This window comes from Massilia phyllostachyos (assembly GCF_021044825.1).
In the GTDB taxonomy this organism is placed as follows: domain Bacteria; phylum Pseudomonadota; class Gammaproteobacteria; order Burkholderiales; family Burkholderiaceae_D; genus Telluria; species Telluria phyllostachyos.
Window position 1 is genome coordinate 1,343,901 of sequence record NZ_JAJNOC010000001.1, and the last position, 18,019, is coordinate 1,361,919.

The following is an 18,019-nucleotide window of genomic DNA, read 5'->3' on the forward strand; positions in this document are numbered from 1 at the left end:
GAATCTCCTGACCTGATATTATAGCCAAATTTACTGAATCGCAACAGGAAACTCATGCTCCAACGAAAGCAATTTATGGCATAACAAGCTTTATCTTGTTACAAGATGCAACTGCAGCAAAATTTCGTGTAACTGTGCGGTTAACGCCCCATATTCTGGTTCGGTTGACATCACAAACCGGTAATTGTTGGCTGCAATGCCGGGCGCGATTCGGCCCAGATCGCATCGAAGCGTTGGCGCGGAATATCGACGCTTGCCGGCGTGTCGAATGCCATTTCGCCACGCATGTGGTCGCTATGAAAACGCCGCAGTACGTGCCGGTCGTCGGCGATGCAGAAGGAATCGGTGAGGTTGTGCAGCGCCTTCGGCGTCACCCGGCACTCGACCAGGTGGCTGTAGTCGCGCAGCAGGCGCAGCAGACGCGGGTAATGCCGTTCGATGTGGGCCGGCGAATGCATGGCGAGGCGCAGCACGCCGCCACGCGCCAGGAAGGCGCGCAGCAGGGTGTCAAAGTCGCTCGAGCCGAGCGGAAACACGGCGAAGTCCGGGTCGAACAGGTCGAGCGAGTGCTCGGCTGCCTGCAGGCACGCTTGCAAATGCGTGGCGAACTCGGTCCGGGTATCGAAACGCGTGCTGCTCGGTTCCTGCATGGCCTCTTCCTTCCGTAATCAGCCCAGTTCGATCCAGCCGTCCTGGTACCAGGTGTACAGCGCTTCCAGCACGTCGTCGGTCGCGTTCGCCAGGGCGGCGCCGTCGAGGCGGCGGTCGTTGGCCAGCACGTCCAGGACCGCCTTGTCGGCACGGCCGACCGCGAAGGATTCACCGTTGATGAAGACGTTCTTGCCGCGGTACAGCATCAGGGTCTTGCTCGACAGCTTCAGGCCGCGTTTGGTCGCCGCTTCCATGAACTTGCCGACCACCAGCGGCTTGGCCGGGCCGGTGAAGAACACGTTGTGCTTCGGCTCGGACAGGTACTCGCCCATGAAGATTGCCACGTCTTCCTCGTCCCAGCGCACCTTGTTGAGTTCCTCCACCATCGTGGAGAGCATTTCGCGCGGGATTTCGGCCGGGTTCTTCGCCGGCTGCAGGTCGGGGTCGGCGTAGCGGCCCGGCAGGTCGATCGAATCGGCCATGAACTGCAGGAAGGCTTCGCCCAGTTCCTGGAAGGAAGGCGAGCGGAAACCGATCGAGTAGGTCATGCATTCGCCTTCGGCCACGCCGTCGTGGGCGTAGTGGGGCGGCAGATAGAGCATGTCGCCGGGCTCGAGTACGAACTCTTCTTCCGGCTCGAAATTGGCCAGGATCTTCAGCGGCAGTCCTTCGACCACGCTCAAGTCTTCCTGGGCGCCGATGCGCCAGCGGCGCTTGCCGTGGGCTTGCAGCAGGAACACGTCGTAGGAATCGAAGTGGGGGCCGACGCCGCCGCCGTCGGTGGCGAAGCTGACCATCAGGTCGTCCAGGCGCGCATCCGGCACGAAGCGGAACTGGCGCAGCAGCTCGTCGGCGCGTCCGTCGACCAGGTTGATGCCTTGCACCAGCATGGTCCATTCGCGCTCGCTGCGCGCCGGCAGTTCGGCCAGCGGGCCGTGCTGCATGTCCCACTGGCCGTCGCGCATGGTCACCAGGCGCGATTCGACGTGGTTCAGGGTGGCGAGCTCGGCGAGCTTCTCGAATTTCAGCAAAGGCTTGAAGCCCGGAATCGCGTTACGGATCAGCAGCGGTTTCTTGTGCCAGTAATCGCGCAGGAACTGGGCGGGAGTAATATTCCCGAGTAGCTGTAATTTTTTCATGCGCCATTATAACCAGCCAGGCCAGGGCCACGACCGGGCAGGGGTTATAATCCCGACCTCACAACGAAAGGATTTGCGATGAAGATTGCCAAGGATACGGTCGTGACGGTGAACTACAAGCTGTCGGACGCCCAGAACAACCTGATCGAGGAGGGCTCCCAGCCGATGGTGTACCTGCACGGCGGCTACGAAAATACCCTGCCGAAGATCGAAGAAGAACTCGACGGCAAGGAAAAGGGCTATTCGTCGACGATCCAGGTCGAGCCGGAAGACGCCTTCGGCGACTACGACCCGGCGCTGGTGAAGGTCGAGGAGCGCAAGCGCCTGCCGGAACCGCTCGAAGTCGGCATGCAGTTCGAAGGCATGGCCGAAGGCGTGGACGAAGAGCCGACCATCTTCACCGTCACCGACATCGCCGACGACAAGGTCGTCCTCGACGGCAACCACCCGCTGGCGGGCATGGCGCTGCGCTTCGACCTGTCGGTGGTCGACGTGCGTGCGGCGTCGGACGAAGAGATCGCACATGGTCACGTGCATGGCGAGCATGGGCATCATCATGAGATGGATGATGGCGAGGAGGGGGATCATTTTCGTAGTCAGCCGCTGAACTGATTGGCGGTGCGCGCCTGCGGCGCTTTGTGGGCGCTGCGGTGACGCGACGAACTTGGATCCCGGCCTTCGCCGGGATGACGTGCTGTTGCTAACGATGGAAGTACCGTGGCGCACGATCTGGCTGTTAGCCTATAGAGCGTCGTACGCGCCACTGGCGCCGACGACTTCCGGCGAAGGCCGGAACCCAATTTTCTGTGAGCAGCCGATAGCGCCTCAGCGCACCGCCCCCAGACTGAACACCTTTTTCCCATCCCCCGCCACCCGCACCTCCACCGCGTGCGCCCCCACCGACAAGTGCCCCACATTGCCAAGCCACTCGATCCCCGGCTTCGCTTCCTTTGGCAACCCCGCACTGTCCACCACCAGCACCTGTCCCATGAACTTCGCCGCCCGCATCTGCACCTGGCGCCGTGTGTCGGCAAACCCGTCGTAAGCCGTCGGCGCCCGCTGCAACAGCGCGCGCAGGCCGTTGGCCGGCTGCAGCAAGGGTTGCATATTCCCTTCCGCGAACAGCACCACCGCGCTCACCTTGTCCTGCTTGGCGATCGCGAACAGGCGGTTCAGCCAGAAGCGGTTGGCGACGGCGCGGTCTTCGAATTCGCTGTTGCGGCCGGCTGCGGCCAGGTAGTGGTTGTTCGCCGCCGGCAGGTTGATGGTGGCGTACAGCACCTTGCCGACCTTCCAGTGCGCGTTTTCGGCATAGCTGCGAAAGCGCGGGCTGCTCGACAGGCGGGTCAGCGGCAGCTTGTCCTTGCCCAGCGATTCGGGCTCGCCGTAGAACAGTTCGCGCAGGCGGTTCAAGCGTTCGATGGCGTTGGTGCGACCTAGGGAATTGCGGCAGCCGGTCCAGTCGTTCCCCGACAGCGACACGATCACCGGGCGCTTCACCTTGTCGAACAGCTCGCGCCGCTTCTGGTAGACGCGGTCGCCGCAGGGCTCGTTCGCACCCTTGATGCCGGTGACGACGACAAACGCGAGGTCCTCGTCCTTCGCCTCGTCGAGGGTATCTTTCAAGCCGTCCTCGCCGTCGATGGCGGCGCGGTGGCCGACGACGGCGAAGTGTTGCGCATTGCCGTCCTTGTCCTTCTCCTTCTTCTTGGCCGCGGCGGCCCAGGCGCCGCCAGAGACCAGCAGCGCGGCAGCCAGCAGCGCGGTGAGAAGGAAGGGACGGCGCGCCCGCATCAGGCGGCCAGCCGTTTCAGCTCGTAGAGCCGTTCAAGCGCTTCGCGCGGCGTGAGCGCATCCGGGTCGATGGCGTCGAGCGCGGACTTCAGCGCATCGTCTTCCGGCGCACTGTCCACAAAGGTGGGCGCCGCGTCGATGTCTTCGCTCGGCGCCGCGAACAGATCGAGCTGCGGCGACGCATCCAGCGCCTGCGATTCCAGGCGCGCCAGGTGCTTGCGCGCGGCGCGGATCACGGCGGGCGGCACGCCGGCCAGCTGCGCCACCTGCAGGCCGTAGCTCTGCGAGGCCGGGCCGTCCTGCACCGCGTGCAGGAACACGATGCTGTCCTTGTGCTCGACCGCCGACAGGTGCACGTTGACCGCGCTCGGGTGGGTCTCGGGCAGCTGGGTCAGTTCGAAGTAGTGGGTCGCGAACAGCGTGAAGCTGCGGCTCGATTCGATCAGATGGCGCGCGATGGCCCAGGCCAGCGCCAGGCCGTCGAAAGTAGAGGTGCCGCGTCCCACTTCGTCCATCAGCACCAGCGAGTGCTCGGTGGCGCCGTTCAGGATGGCGGCCGATTCGGTCATCTCGACCATGAAGGTCGAGCGGCCGTTGGCCAGGTCGTCGCTGGCGCCGATGCGGGTGAAGATGCGGTCGATCGGGCCGATCGTGGCGCTGGTCGCCGGCACGTAGCTGCCCACGTAGGCCAGCAGCGTGATCAGCGCGACCTGGCGCATGAAGGTCGACTTACCGCCCATGTTCGGGCCGGTAATCAACAGCAGGCGGCGGTCGTCCGAGAGCCGGCAATCGTTGGCGATGAAGCGTTCGATCTGGTTCTCGACCACCGGGTGGCGGCCCTCATTGATGGTGAGGCAGGGCGCATCCACCAGCTGCGGCGCGCACCAGTTGTTGCGCATCGCATGGTTGGTGAGCGCCACCAGCGTATCGATCTGGGCCAGCCCGCCCGCCACCGACTGCAAGGTCGTGATGAAGGGTGCGAGTTCACCGAGCAGCACGTCGTACAGCATCTTCTCGCGCGACAGCGCGCGGTCCTGGGCCGACAGCGCCTTGTCCTCGAAGGCCTTGAGTTCGGGCGTGATGTAGCGCTCGCAGTTCTTCAGGGTCTGGCGGCGCTGGTAGTCGACCGGCACCTTGTCGGCCTGGCCGTTGGTGACCTCGATGTAGAAGCCGTGCACGCGGTTGTATTCGACGCGCAGGTTGGCGATGCCGGTGCGGGCGCGCTCGCGCGTCTCCAGGTCGACCAGGAACTGGCCGGCGTTCTCGGACAGGGCGCGCAGCTCGTCCAGTTCCGCATCGTAGCCGCGTGCGAACACGCCGCCGTCGCGCACCTGCACGCTCGGCTCTTCCGCGATCGCGCGCGACAGCAGGTCGAGGCAGGCGGCGGGCGGATCGAGCAGGTCGTGGATTTCGCGCAGCAGGGAGGTATCGCCCGGGACGAAGCAGCGCGCCACGCCTTCGCGCAGCAGCGGCAATGCTTTCAGGCCGTCGCGCAGGCAGGACAGGTCGCGCGGGCGCGCCGACAGCAGGGCGATGCGGGTGGTGATGCGTTCGATGTCGGGCACGTTGGCCAGCGTGCTCGATAAGCCGTGGGTCGCTTCCGCCTGCGCCAGCGCGGCGATCGCCTCATGGCGCGAACGCGCCACGCGCTGGTTGCGGCGCGCATGGTGCAGCCAGTGCCGCAGCAGGCGCGAACCCATCGCGGTGCGGCAGCCGTCCAGCAGCGAGAACAGGGTCGGCGATTCCTGGCCGCGGATGGTTTCGGTCAGCTCCAGGTTGCGGCGGGTGGCGGCGTCCAGGCCGATGTATTCGTTTTCCTGTTCGCAGGCCAGGCTCTTCACGTGCTGCAGGCCGCGTCCCTGCGTTGATTGCGCATAGCGCAGCAGCGCGCCGGCCGCGCCGAAGGCGGCGCCGAGGCCGTCCGCGCCGAAGCCGGTGAGGGTGGCCACGCCCAGCTGGTCGAGCAGGGCCTGGTGGCCCTTCAAGACATCGAAGTGCCACTCCGGCATGCGCTGGGTGTGCGCGACCGGCTCGGATTCGAACAGGTCGGCGCAGTCCGCGCGCAGGATCTCGGCCGGCGCGATGCGCTCGAGTTCATGCGCCAGGCGCGATTCCACCGCGCGCTGTTCGCCGGCGAACTCCATCAAGCGCAGCACGCCGCTGGCCAGCGACAGCCAGGCCATGCCGACCGTGATCGTCTTGCGCTGGCTGTGCATGCACAGGGCCAGCAGCGGGCGCTCGGCTTTTTCGGGGAGCAGGTCGCTGTCGGTCAGGGTGCCCGGGGTGACCACGCGCACCACCTTGCGTTCGACCGGGCCTTTACTCAGGGCCGGGTCGCCGATCTGCTCGCAGATCGCGCAGGATTCGCCGATCTTGACCAGCTTGGCCAGGTAGCCGTCCAGCGAGTGGAACGGCACGCCGCACATCTTGATCGGCTCGCCTTCGGACTTGCCGCGCGCGGTCAGGGTGATGCCGAGCAGGCGCGCGGCCTTTTCGGCGTCGTCGAAGAAGAGTTCGTAGAAGTCGCCCATGCGGTAGAAGACCAGCATGGACGGGTAGTCCGCCTTGATGCGCAGGTACTGCTGCATCATCGGGGTGTGCTTTTCCGTCGCGCTGCTCTTGAGCGCGGCGGCGTTGATTTCGGAGGGAGCGTTCATCTCAATGGTGATCGTGCGGCAAAGCGGGGGCGTGGCCAAGGCTTGCCATTTTACCGCGATCCGTTGAGCTCAGACCGTGAAACAGGAGAGGAAGGATGAATTCCGCCGAGTGACCGATGATGGGCCGCCGGGTGGCGGACATGCTGTTCGCTCCAGCAATGATAGTAGTCGGATCTATCACAAATCAGCTAGCGTTCGTCCGACAGGGGGATGCTCCGTAAGCTGGCACTATTGACGAGCACCTACTGATTACGATCTGGCTATGTAGAAAACAGGACGACATATTTATGCCAAGTCGAACATCGCCCTCATCAAGAACGCAACGCGAAGGTCCTTATTGCGGCCGGACCAGTGCAGGAAGTGGTGCCCGCAAGCATGTTCATAGCCGCACTGGGTGCAGGTTCGCACCCACCACAGGAAGTGCAGAGCTGGAAGCCGCGTGCCGAAGAATTAGACGTGAACACTCCTGATACGGATGAATGCCCTGTCGGAAAATCTTACAATTGAGGATGGGAGCGGAACGTTATCGCGGCCAAGCATTTGTATTTATTAGGAATCTGCTACATGGTGCGAATCTTGCTTTAGCGTAAGAAGTCCAAGGAGATTTCTTATGAAAGCAATGACTTCGTTTTTTATAGCTGCGATCATGACGCTGGCGTCGGCAGCGGCCCATGCCGAGCTGATCGTTACCGACACTACCTATCGCGACTACGACAAGTCGTTTGGCTACGTCAGCTTCAACGTGACCAGCCATGGCACGATCAACGACGTGAACGTGGCTGTCGAGTTCTCGAAATGCGACAACCCCTACATCGATCCTGAGGGCAGCCGCTGCATCGGCCAGGGCACGCCCTTCGAAAACGAAATCGTCATGCGCCTGATCGGCCCCGATGGCCGCGTGGTCAACCTCATCGAGGAAGATACCTTCGATCAGGGCGACACAGCCGGCATCGGCCGCATCACCATGACCTTCACCGACGAGGGACAGGCCCTGGGCAAGCGCGTGCAGGCCGGCGCCTTCCGCCCGCTCGGGCAGCTGAGCATGTTCGACGGCATGGACATGTTCGGCGAGTGGCGGCTGTATGTCGAGGACACCTTCGGCAGCGATCCGCTGGAAGTGTTTTCCTCGAGCCTGATCTTCAACAGCGTGGAACCCCCGCCGGCCGATGTGCCGGAACCGGGCAGCCTGGCCGTGTTCGGCGCGGGCATGTTCGCGCTCGGCGCGCTGCGCCGCCGCCAGCGCCGCGCCATCTAAACGAGCGCTGGCTCAGGCCAGCATGATCGATCCCGTCACCGCCGGCTTGCCGCCGGCCGCCACCACGAATTCGCGCGCCGCCGCGTCGAACGACAGCGACACGCTGCTTCCCAGCGCCACCGGCATGCGGAAGCGGCAGTCGATGGCGCGCGCGTGCTTTCCTGTTTCCTGTTCCAGCGCCGCGCAGCCCGCGGCCAGGGTATGCATGCCGTGGATGATCGGCGCGCGCATGCCCATCAGGCGGGCGCTCCAGCCGGCCAGGTGGATCGGATTCCAGTCGCCCGACAGCCGCGCATAGCGGCGGCCGGCAGCCGCATCCAGCCTCCACTGCGCAAGCGCCGGTCCTTGCGGTGCGGCCGCATCTTCATGCCGCTTGCCGCCGCCCGCGCCGCGCCGGACCAGGTAGGTGCTGGTGCAGCTGAACACCGGCTCGCCATCGGCGCTGCCGGTAGTCTCCAGCACGCAGCGCAGGGCGCCGCTGGACGATGGTGGCGGAAAGCGCAGCACGGTCTCGATCAGCAGCGCCTGGCCGGGCACGGGTTCGCAGTGCGCGCGCAGCGCATTGTCCATGTGGACGAGACCGGCGATCCGGAAGGGAAAGCCCGGCGCCAGCATGGTCGCGAGATGGGCGCGCTGGGCCGGCAGATACCACCACGTCAGTGGAATGCGGGCATCGTCGAAACCGAAGGCGGTGCGATAGCGGGCGATCTCGTCCAGCGGCAGATGGTCGAGACGATAGGCGCTGGTGAGTTCCGTGGCCGGAGCAGGATGCCGCGGGCGCTTGCACAGCACCCGCAGCAGCAGGGAGACACCCATGGCCGGCAGCGCCGGCACATGGGAAAGTGAATCGCGCTTCAACCCTCGGCGACGCGCTGCGCGATGTGCGCCAGGGCTTTGTCGACCTGGTCGATCAGGATCAGGCACAGGTCGCCCGATTCCAGGCGCGACAGGGCGCGGTCGATGGCAACGAATTCGCCGTCGATCTCCTCGACGTGGCTGGCGCGGGTGGCGCCATCCAGGCCTTTACGGAGCAGGGCGATGACTTCGCCGTCGGCGCGGCCGCGCTGGCACTGGTCCTGGTACAGCAGCACGTCATCGAAGGCCTGGCCCAGGATCTGCGTCTGCTGCGTGATGTCCTGGTCGCGGCGGTCGCCCGCGCCGCTGATCACCACCGAGCGGCGCTTGGCCGGCATCGCCTCGACCGCACTGGCCAGCGCCGCGATGGCGTCCGGGTTGTGGCCGTAGTCGGCGATCACGGTGGCGCCGCGGTAGTCGAACACATTGAAGCGGCCCGGCGCGTTGTCGCTTTCGCCAACAAAAGTCTTGAGGCCGACGCGGATGCGGTCCCAGTCGATGCCCACCGCCCAGGCGGCGGCCACCGAGGCCATCACGTTCTCGACCTGGAAGCCGACGGCGCCGCCGCGGGTGATCGGCACGTCGCCAAGCGGAATGCGCATCTCGAACTTGCCCTGCGCCGCCACCAGCTGGCCGTCTTCGACGAAGACGACGCGGCGGCCCTGGGCGCGGTGCATCGCCATGATGCCGTTGCTGACGTCCTGGGCGAAGAAGGTGACGTCGCCGCGGGTGGTCTCGGCCATCGCCGCCACCACTGGGTCAGCCGCGTTCAGCACGGCCATGCCGCCGACCGCCACGTTCTGCACGATCACGCGTTTCAGTACCGCCAGGTCTTCCAGCGTGGTGATGTAGTTCAGGCCCAGGTGGTCGCCCGCGCCGATATTGGTCACCACCGCCACCTGGCAGCGGTCGAAGGCCAGGCCTTCGCGCAGCAGGCCGCCGCGCGCGGTCTCGAAGACGGCGGCGTCGACGTCCGGGTGCAGCAGCACGTTGCGCGCGCTGCGCGGGCCCGAGCAGTCGCCGCTGTCGATGCGGCGGCCTTCGATGTAGACGCCGTCGGTGTTGGTCATGCCGGTGCGCAGGCCCGATGCGGTGAGCAGGTGGGCGATCAGGCGCACGGTGGTGGTCTTGCCGTTGGTGCCGGTGACGGCGACCACCGGGATGCGGCCGTCGTCGCCTTCGTCGAACAGGGTCGAGACGATGGCTTCGCCGATCGGACGCGCCTTGCCGAAGGAGGGCGACAGGTGCATGCGCAGGCCCGGCGCGGCGTTGACTTCGACGATGCCGCCGTGCTGTTCCTCGATCGGTTTCAGCACGCTGTCGCAGACCAGGTCGACGCCGCAGATGTCCAGTCCCACCATGTGGGCGGCCGCGATGCAGCGCGCCGCGACTTCCGGGTGCACGTCATCGGTCACGTCGGTAGCGGTGCCGCCGGTCGACAGGTTGGCATTGTTGCGCAGGACCACGCGCTGGCCCTTGTCGGGGACCGAGTCTGCGCCCATGCCGCGCGCGGCAAGCGTCGCCAGCGCGATGTCGTCGAAGCGGATCTTGGTGAGCGAGGTGGAATGGCCCTCGCCGCGGCGCGGGTCCTTGTTCACTTCTTCCACCAGCTGGCGCACCGTGTGCACGCCGTCGCCGACCACGAAAGGCGGGTCGCGGCGCGCGGCGGCCACCAGCTTGTCGCCGATGACGAGCATGCGGTAGTCGTGGCCCGGCAGGTAGCGCTCGACCAGGATGTCGTCGCGGAATTCGGAGGCCGTGTGGAAGCCCGCGGTCAGCTGCTCCCTGGTGGTGACGTTGACCGTCACGCCCTTGCCCTGGTTGCCGTCCTTCGGCTTGATCACGACCGGCAGGCCGATCTCCAGCGCCGCGGCCCAGGCGTCTTCCGGGTCGCTCACGCTGCGGCCCATCGGCACCGGCACGCCGGCGGCGTCGAGCAGCTTCTTGGTCAGTTCCTTGTCCTGGGCGATGGTCTCGGCGATCGCGCCGGTGGCGTCGATCTCGGCGGCCTGGATGCGGCGCTGGCGGCTGCCCCAGCCGAACTGCACCAGGCTGCCCTCGGTCAGGCGGCGGAAGGGAATGTTGCGGGCCACGGCGGCCTGCACGATCGAGCCGGTAGAGGGGCCGAGGCGCACGTCCTCGTCGACCTCGCGCAGCTTCGCCAGGGCGGCGGCCAGGTCGAAGGGAGCATCCCTGCGGGCGGCGTCGATCAGCTCCTGCGCCAGTTCGAGCGCCAGGCGGCCGACGTCTTCCTCGCTGTACTCGACCACCACCTGGTAGATGCCGGGTTCGACGGTGGCGGTGGTACGGCCAAAGGTCACCGGGCAGCCGGCTTCCTCCTGCAGCACCAGGGCCACGCGCTCGAGCACGTGGGCCATCGACACGCGGTCGTCATGGCCGAGCGGCTGCAGGTGGCCCAGCTGCGGAAGACGTGCGCGCAGGCGCATCGGGAAGCCGGCCAGGTCGCCGACCGATTCTTCTTCCGGCGTGCACGACACGACCGCCTCGACCGAGGTGTGGTGGCTCCAGAGGTTGGGGCCACGCAGGGCCCGTACGCGAGATACTTCCATAAACCGTTCGTCCTTTCGCGGCGTCCTCCCGTCATGCGGGGAAGGGCGCCAGTGCCCGGCATGGCCGCCGGGCGGTGTCAATTTTTCTTGTTACGCTTTCCTGGGCGTGGCGTCGAATGCGCGCAGGCCGCCGCAGATCAGGTCCGATGGCACGCCCAGCGCCCAGGCCGCGGCCACCGCCGCCAGCACGCTGTCCGGATGCTTCACGGTCGCCGGCTGGATCTTCGACAGGTCGAGCAGCAGCGATTCGTCCGCGCCTTCCGCCAGCACGATGCGGTTGTCGCGCACGAACACGATCCGCTCGCCCTGCGCGCGGTGCGCCGCCATGACCGGGTTGTGCTCGTCGAGCGCATAGAAGATCACACGGCCATCCGACAGTTCGGCCAGCGCCGCGACGCGCTCGTTGGCCGCGTTCAGCACGGCCGCGCCTTCCGGCAGGATCACGTCGACCTGGCTGCGGATCACGTTGTACTGCGAATCCTCGTCGCGGATGTAGAACTCGTCCAGGCCGTCCAGGCCTTCCATGTCGGTGACGATGCCGACCAGGCAGCGGTCGTAGGGCAGGCCTTCAGCCAGGATGGTGCGCGCGTTCGATTCGAACACGGCGGTCTGCACGGTGCGGTTGATCAGCAGGCGCTGGCCGGCTTCGAAGCCGGTGGAATCGCGGTTCGACACTTTGCGCGCGTCGAGGTACAGGCCTTCGCCGTTGGCCACGCCGACGTGCTTGCCGGTGATGTGGACCAGGCAGCCGACCAGGCGCGCGATCAGGCTCGCGCCGAGCGTGCCGGTGACGCCGACCACCGGGATGCGGCCGGTTTCCTCCGGAGCGAACAGGTTGTCGACGATCGCCTTGCCGACGTTGCGCGCTCTGCCGCTGGCCGGCTTGATGTGGGCCAGCAGACCCGGGCTCGAATTGACTTCGATGATGGCGCCGCGCTGCTCGGCCAGCGGACGCGAGATGTCCTCGCACACCAGGTCGATGCCGGCGATGTCGAGGCCGACCACGCGCGCCGCCAGCGCCGCCACGTGGGCGACTTCGGGGTGGACCAGGTCGGTGACGTCGTCGGCGACGTTGCCGTTCGGCTGGATCAGCACCTTCCGGCCGGCCTGAGGGACGGAATCCGGCGTGAGGCCCTGGCGCTTCAGGTCCAGCATGATCTCGTGGTCGTGCGGGTGGACGCGGCCGAGCGGGAATTCCTCGCTCTCGCCGCGGCGCGGGTCGGTGTTGATCTGGCTGTCGCACAGCTGCAGCACGGTCGATGTGCCGTCGCCCGTGACCCACAGCGCTTCGCCCCGCGCGGCGGCGACCACTTCGCGGCCGACCACCAGCAGGCGGTGTTCGTTGCCGGGAATGAAGCGCTCGACCAGCACCGAGCGGCTAGCGCCCGCTTCCGAGGCGATCGCATAGGCGGCCACCACGTCGGCCTCGCTCATCAGGTTCAGGGTCACGCCGCGGCCGTGGTTGCCGTCGACCGGTTTCAGGACCACCGGCAGGCCGATGTCCTGGGCTTCTTCCCAGGCTTCTTCCGCGCTGCGCACCAGCGCGCCTTCCGGCACCGGCACGCCGCAGGAGGACAGCAGGGTCTTGGCCAGGTCCTTGTCGCTGGCGATGCCTTCGCCGATGGCGCTGGTGCGGTCGGTCTCGGCGGTCCAGATGCGGCGCTGCGCGGCGCCATGGCCGAGCTGGACCAGGTTGCCTTCGGTCAGGCGGATCGAGGGGATGCGGCGCTCGGTGGCGGCGTCGACGATGTGGGCGGTCGAGGGGCCCAGGCACCAGCGGTCGACCAGGTCGGTCAGCTGCGCCACGGTGGCCGGCAGGTCGAAGGGCGTGTCGTTGACGGCCGCCATGAGGAGGTCGTGGCCGGCCTGCAGGGCGGCGCGGCCGACGGTCTCGTCGCGGGTGCGGAAGGCCATCTTGTAGATGCCGTGCTCGCCGGTCGAGCGGGTCTTGCCGAAGCCGGTCTTCATGCCGGCCAGGTTCTGCAGCTCGAGCACGATGTGCTCGAGGATGTGGCCGGCCCAGGTGCCGCTGTCCAGACGCTCGATGAAGCCGCCGCGGTGGCCGACGCCGCAATGGTGCTCGACCAGGCCAGGCAGCCAGGCGGTCAGGCGTTCGGTGAAGCCGGGCAGCAGGTTCGAGGGGTAGTCTTCGAGTTCGCCGATGTCGATCCAGGCTTCGATCACCGGTCGATAGGTCCAGATATTCGGGCCGCGAAGATGGTTCACGCGGAGGAACTTGATGTCGTTCTTCTTGTTCATGAAGTTTGTTTGCCGGCGCCAGCCTTGTCGGCCATCCCCGGCGTTTCACCCTTGTTTGACTGCCTGCCGCTACGGTACCCAAAGCGTGTTTACCGGAGCGCACATCATGTATACTTGCCGGCCCGCAGCATGCCGGGCCGAAACCTTTACCTCCAGCACCGTTCCCTGTCATCCAAAGAATACGTTGAAACGTTATGCCTGTTTGTGGAGCATTTCACGCAAACAGGCACCCGGTGCTCTTCGTGCGCTGGCGAGCCGACTGCCTTGTCCTCCCCCTACCAGAATGAAAGCCTGATCTCGGGCGCAATACATGACAACTCAACAACTTGCTATTCCGTCGTCCCTGGCGGTATCCGCCGGACTCTTGCCAGAACACTGGCAAAGTGACGTCACGAAACAGCTTGCACCAGGGGAAAACGTTTTGGCCAGCGTGGAGGTTGACCTCGACGCGAAATTACGTTTCACCAAGGGCCTGGTGGTGGTCACGAACCACCGCCTGCTGGCGCGCGCACCGGGCGAGGAGACGTGGCGCGACTGGGCCTATCGCCCCGGCCTGGCGCTGCGCCACCATGACCACGCCGGCATCGGCCACCTCGAACTGGTCGACGAGCACAGCCGCCTCGGCGCCTGGCGCTTCACCCTCGGCCAGAATCTGAACGCGACGCGCGTCGCCGATCATTTCGCCGAGCAGGCGAAAAGCCAGGCCACCGGCGTGCCGGTGGTGCCGCCGGAGCAGCATACTTGCCCAAGTTGCAAGGCGCCGCTCGATGCCGACGACGCCGAGTGCGCGGTCTGCGCCAAGGTGCTGCACACGCCGCCCTCGACCTGGACCCTGTTCCGCCTGTGGCGCTTCGCCAGGCCCTATAAAGTCCAGCTGCTGATCGGCTTCCTGCTGATGGTGGGGTCGACCGGCGCCCACATGATCCCGCCGTACCTGACCAAGCCGCTGATGGACAACGTCCTGATCCCGTACCAGAACGGCCAGGCCATCGACGTCTCGCTCGTCTATTTATATATGGGCGGCCTGTTCGGGGCCTCGCTCTTGGCCTGGGCGCTGGGCTGGGGCAAGACCTATGTGCTGGCGCTGGCCTCGGAGCGCATCAGCGCCGACCTGCGCTCGACCACCTACGAGCACCTGCTGCGGCTGTCGCTCGAGTTCTTCGGCGGGAAGCGCACCGGCGACCTGATGTCGCGCATCGGCAGCGGCTCGGACCGGATCAGTGTCTTCCTGTCGCTGCACCTGCTCGACTTCCTGTCGGACGTTCTCCTGATCATCATGACGGGCGTGATCCTGTTCAGCATGAACCCGTGGCTGGCGCTGGTGACCCTGGTCCCGCTGCCCTTCATCGCTTGGATGATCCACGTGGTGCGCGACCGGCTGCGCACCGGTTTCGAGAAGATCGACCGGGTCTGGGGCGAAGTGACCAACGTGCTGGCCGATACCATCCCCGGCATCCGCGTGGTGAAGGCCTTTGCCCAGGAAAAGCGCGAGGCGCGCCGCTTCCGCGAAGCCAATAAACACAACCTGGCCGTCAACGACAAATTGAACAAGGTCTGGTCGCTGTTCTCGCCGACGGTGTCGCTGCTGACCGAGATCGGCCTGCTGGTGATCTGGTGCTTCGGCATCTGGCAGGTGTCGCAGGGCGACATCACGGTCGGGACGCTGTCCGCCTTCATCGCCTACAGCGGGCGCTTCTACGTGAAACTCGACTCGATGAGCCGCATCGTGTCCGTCACCCAGAAATCGGCCTCGGCCGCCAAGCGCATCTTCGACATCCTCGACCACGTCTCGAGCGTGCCGGACCCGGTCAATCCTGTGAAGGTCGACAAGGTAGAGGGCAATATCGAGCTGCGCGAAGTCGGTTTCCGCTACGGTAACCGCGCGGTCAACCGCGGCATTTCGCTCAACATCAAGGCCGGCGAGATGGTCGGCCTGGTGGGGCATTCGGGTTCGGGAAAGAGCACGCTGGTCAACCTGATCTGCCGCTTCTACGACGTGGCCGAGGGCGCGATCCTGCTCGACGGGCAGGACATCCGCACGTTTGCCGTGAGCGACTACCGCCGCAACATCGGCCTGGTGCTGCAGGAGCCCTTCCTGTTCTTCGGCACCATCGCCGAGAACATCGCCTACGGCAAGCCGGGCGCGACCCGCGAAGAAATCATCGCGGCGGCGCGCGCGGCCCACGCCCACGAGTTCATCCTGCGCTTGCCGCAGGGCTACGATTCGATGGTGGGCGAGCGCGGCCAGGGCCTGTCGGGCGGCGAACGCCAGCGCATCTCGATCGCGCGGGCGCTCCTGATCGATCCGCCGATCCTGATCCTGGATGAGGCCACGTCCTCGGTGGACTCGGAGACCGAAAAGGAAATCCAGAAGGCGCTCGACAACCTGGTGCAGGGCCGCACCACGATCGCCATCGCCCACCGCCTGTCGACCCTGCACCGGGCCGACCGCCTGGTGGTGCTGGACCGCGGCGTGGTGGTGGAAGAGGGCAGCCACGACGAGCTGATGGCGCGCGAGGGCGCCTACCACCGTCTCTACGAAGCGCAGGCGCGCAACGTGGACCAGGACCCCGACGACAAGGAATAAGAAGATGAGCGTGAATTTTCAACTGCGCCGCGACCCGTTCGGCAAGCTGGTGCTGACGACAAGCGAGGGTGAAGAGCACGTGGGGGTCATCCCGGTGCGCGCCTTTCCGATCCAGGCGCCGACCCGCGGCATCTCGCTGGTGCGCGACGGCGGCAAGGAAGCGGCCTGGATCGACGACCTGGCCGACGTGCCGGAACAGATCCGCGCCCTGGTCCAGGAAGAGATCGAGGGCCGCGAATTCATCCCCGAAATCCTCACCATCAAGGACGTGTCGAGCTTCGCCACGCCCTGCACCTGGTACGTGAAGACCGACCGCGGCGACACCGAGTTCGTGCTGAAGGTGGACGAGGACATTCGCCGCGTAGGCGAGACCTCCCTGCTCATCGCCGACAACCACGGCATCAACTTCCTGGTGCGCGACATGTTCCGCATCGATAAGCACAGCCGCAGGATCCTCGACCGCTTCCTGTAAGGCGCGGCGCTTCCGTTCCACATGCTATCGTCGCCCTTCTGAACAGGGGAGGCGATGATGAAGCGGACGGCACTGGTGGTGGGGGCGAGCGGGATCGGCGGCAACTATACGGCGCGGGCGCTGCTGGCGCAGGGGTGGACGGTCCACGGACTGGCGCGCCGGCCCGATACGCGCATCCCCGGCTTGCAGCCGGTCGCGGCCGACCTGCTCGACCCGGCCAGCCTGGCAAGTGCGCTGGCAGACGTGGCGCCAACCCACGTGTTCATTACGACCTGGATGCGCCAGGACACCGAAGCCGAGAACATCCGCGTCAACGCCGCCATGGTGCGCAACCTGCTCGACGCCTTATCGGGCAAGGGCACGGTGCGCCACGTGGCGCTGGTCACGGGCCTCAAGCATTACCTCGGGCCGTTCGAGGCCTACGCCGCATCCGGCACCTTGCCCGACACGCCGCTGCGTGAAAGCCAGCCGCGTCTGCCGGTCGAAAATTTCTACTATGCGCAGGAAGACGAGGTCTATGCCGCGGCCGCGCGCGACCGCTTCAGCTGGACCGTGCACCGGCCGCATACCGTCATCGGCATGGCGGTCGGCAATGCGATGAACCTCGGCACCACGCTGGCTGTCTACGCCACCATCTGCAAGGAGACCGGGCGTCCCTTCCAGTTCCCCGGCTCGGCCGCGCAGTGGAACGGCCTGTCCGACGTCACCGATGCGCGCATGCTGGCCAGGCAGCTGGTCTGGGCGGCGGACACCGACGCGGCGCGCAACGAAGCTTTCAACATCGTCAACGGCGACCTGTTCCGCTGGAGCTGGCTGTGGGGCCGCATCGCCGAGTTCTTCGGCGTGCAGGCTGCGGGCTTCAACGGAACCGTGCAGCCGCTGGAGGCCGCGATGGCGAACGACGCGGGCGTGTGGTCGGACATCGCGGCCCGCCACGGCCTGGCCGAATCGGACCTCGGCCGACTGGCGTCGCCCTGGCACACCGACCTGGACTTGGGGCGCCCGATCGAAGTCATGACCGACATGGCGAACAGCCGGAGGCTCGGCTTCAGCGCTTACCAGGCCACGGACGACTCCTTCTTCGACCTGTTTGGCCAGTTGCGCGCCGCCCGCCTGATCCCATGATGCCGGGCGCGCCACGCGATTGACCCGCATCCACGGCTGGCCTGCGTACGCGCGCCCACATACCGGGCGCCGGATCGCAGGTAGAGTCGGCAATCATTGCCAACGAGGAGTCACCATGGATTCGATCAACCGTAACCAGCCCGAAAACAACCGCCGCGACCTGAGCGGGCAAGAGGCGGCCGAGCGCCTGCGCGAGATGGCGAAGGACGCCGACTCCTGCTTCTTCGTGACCCAGAACGGCCAGGGCGACAGCCGCGGTGTGCGCCCGATGAGCTTCCGCGAGGCCGACGAGGCCGGCCACCTGTGGTTCCTGAGTTCCAACGACAGCCACAAGAACGCCGAGATCGAGGCGAATCCCACCGTGAAGCTCTACTTCCAGAAGAACGCCCATGCCGGCTTCGTCGAAGTCGAGGGTCACGCCGAGATCGTGACCGATCGCCAGCGCATCAAGGACCTGTGGAACTTCATGCTGAAGACCTGGTTCACCGAGGGCGAGGACGACCCGCGCATCACCGCGATCCGCGTCACCCCGCGCCGCGGCTACTACTGGGACAACAAGCATGGCGACGTGGTCGCCGGCGCCAAGGTGGCGGTCGGCGCCGTGATCGGCAAGACGCTCGACGATTCGATCGAAGGCACGCTGACTTTCTAAAGG

General features: G+C 66.2%; 13 protein-coding genes. 6 read left to right on the plus strand and 7 right to left on the minus strand.

The features are described 5' to 3' along the window. Window positions 1–170 precede the first annotated feature (170 nt). On the minus strand, window positions 171–650 hold the full coding sequence (locus LQ564_RS05865; RefSeq protein WP_231057136.1) for a DUF7931 domain-containing protein: 480 nt from the start codon (window positions 648–650) through the stop codon (window positions 171–173). 18 nt (window positions 651–668) lie between these two features. Beyond that, window positions 669–1,790 (minus strand): cupin domain-containing protein, encoded by a 1,122-nt coding sequence (locus tag LQ564_RS05870; protein WP_231057137.1) that lies wholly within the window; start codon window positions 1,788–1,790, stop codon window positions 669–671. Between the two features lie 78 nt (window positions 1,791–1,868). Between LQ564_RS05870 and LQ564_RS05875 the strand changes: the two genes are divergently transcribed. Beyond that, window positions 1,869–2,402, plus strand: coding sequence for an FKBP-type peptidyl-prolyl cis-trans isomerase (locus LQ564_RS05875; RefSeq protein WP_231057138.1), 534 nt, complete (start codon window positions 1,869–1,871; stop codon window positions 2,400–2,402). 213 nt (window positions 2,403–2,615) lie between these two features. On the opposite strand, the gene LQ564_RS05880 is transcribed toward LQ564_RS05875, so the two are convergent. Next, window positions 2,616–3,584 carry a hypothetical protein gene (locus LQ564_RS05880; protein ID WP_231057139.1) on the minus strand — a complete coding sequence of 323 codons (969 nt, stop codon included), beginning with the start codon at window positions 3,582–3,584 and terminating at the stop codon, window positions 2,616–2,618. Then, window positions 3,584–6,241, minus strand: coding sequence for a DNA mismatch repair protein MutS (gene mutS / locus LQ564_RS05885; RefSeq protein ID WP_231057140.1), 2,658 nt, complete (start codon window positions 6,239–6,241; stop codon window positions 3,584–3,586). Before mutS ends, LQ564_RS05880 begins: the two co-directional genes overlap by 1 nt. Before the next feature lie 610 nt (window positions 6,242–6,851). On the opposite strand from mutS, the gene LQ564_RS05890 reads away from it, so the two are divergent. Then, window positions 6,852–7,496 (plus strand): PEP-CTERM sorting domain-containing protein, encoded by a 645-nt coding sequence (locus LQ564_RS05890; RefSeq protein WP_231057141.1) that lies wholly within the window; start codon window positions 6,852–6,854, stop codon window positions 7,494–7,496. Between the two features lie 12 nt (window positions 7,497–7,508). Here the strand turns inward: LQ564_RS05890 and LQ564_RS05895 are convergent, their stop codons facing one another. The 3 genes from LQ564_RS05895 to LQ564_RS05905 all read right to left on the minus strand — a co-directional run bounded on the left by LQ564_RS05895 (window position 7,509) and on the right by LQ564_RS05905 (window position 13,180). Further along, entirely contained in the window at window positions 7,509–8,312 is an 804-nt protein-coding gene (locus tag LQ564_RS05895; protein WP_231057142.1) for a MaoC/PaaZ C-terminal domain-containing protein, read from the minus strand. Between the two features lie 38 nt (window positions 8,313–8,350). Beyond that, window positions 8,351–10,921 carry a cyanophycin synthetase gene (gene cphA / locus LQ564_RS05900; RefSeq protein ID WP_231057143.1) on the minus strand — a complete coding sequence of 857 codons (2,571 nt, stop codon included), beginning with the start codon at window positions 10,919–10,921 and terminating at the stop codon, window positions 8,351–8,353. Window positions 10,922–11,011: 90 nt separating this feature from the next. After that, window positions 11,012–13,180 carry a cyanophycin synthetase gene (locus LQ564_RS05905; protein WP_231057144.1) on the minus strand — a complete coding sequence of 723 codons (2,169 nt, stop codon included), beginning with the start codon at window positions 13,178–13,180 and terminating at the stop codon, window positions 11,012–11,014. A gap of 310 nt (window positions 13,181–13,490) precedes the next feature. On the opposite strand from LQ564_RS05905, the gene LQ564_RS05910 reads away from it, so the two are divergent. From LQ564_RS05910 to LQ564_RS05925, 4 genes are all read left to right on the plus strand, one after another. Further along, a complete protein-coding gene (locus tag LQ564_RS05910) occupies window positions 13,491–15,767 on the plus strand; it encodes a cyanophycin metabolism-associated ABC transporter (RefSeq protein ID WP_231057145.1) in 2,277 nt (758 codons plus the stop codon). A 4-nt stretch (window positions 15,768–15,771) separates the two neighbouring features. Continuing rightward, window positions 15,772–16,239, plus strand: a complete 468-nt coding sequence (locus LQ564_RS05915) for a cyanophycin metabolism-associated DUF1854 family protein (protein ID WP_231057146.1) — start codon at window positions 15,772–15,774, stop codon at window positions 16,237–16,239. Between the two features lie 57 nt (window positions 16,240–16,296). Beyond that, window positions 16,297–17,364 (plus strand): SDR family oxidoreductase, encoded by a 1,068-nt coding sequence (locus tag LQ564_RS05920; protein ID WP_231057375.1) that lies wholly within the window; start codon window positions 16,297–16,299, stop codon window positions 17,362–17,364. Window positions 17,365–17,479: 115 nt separating this feature from the next. Beyond that, window positions 17,480–18,016, plus strand: a complete 537-nt coding sequence (locus LQ564_RS05925; protein WP_231057147.1) for a pyridoxamine 5'-phosphate oxidase family protein — start codon at window positions 17,480–17,482, stop codon at window positions 18,014–18,016. Window positions 18,017–18,019: the final 3 nt, after the last annotated feature.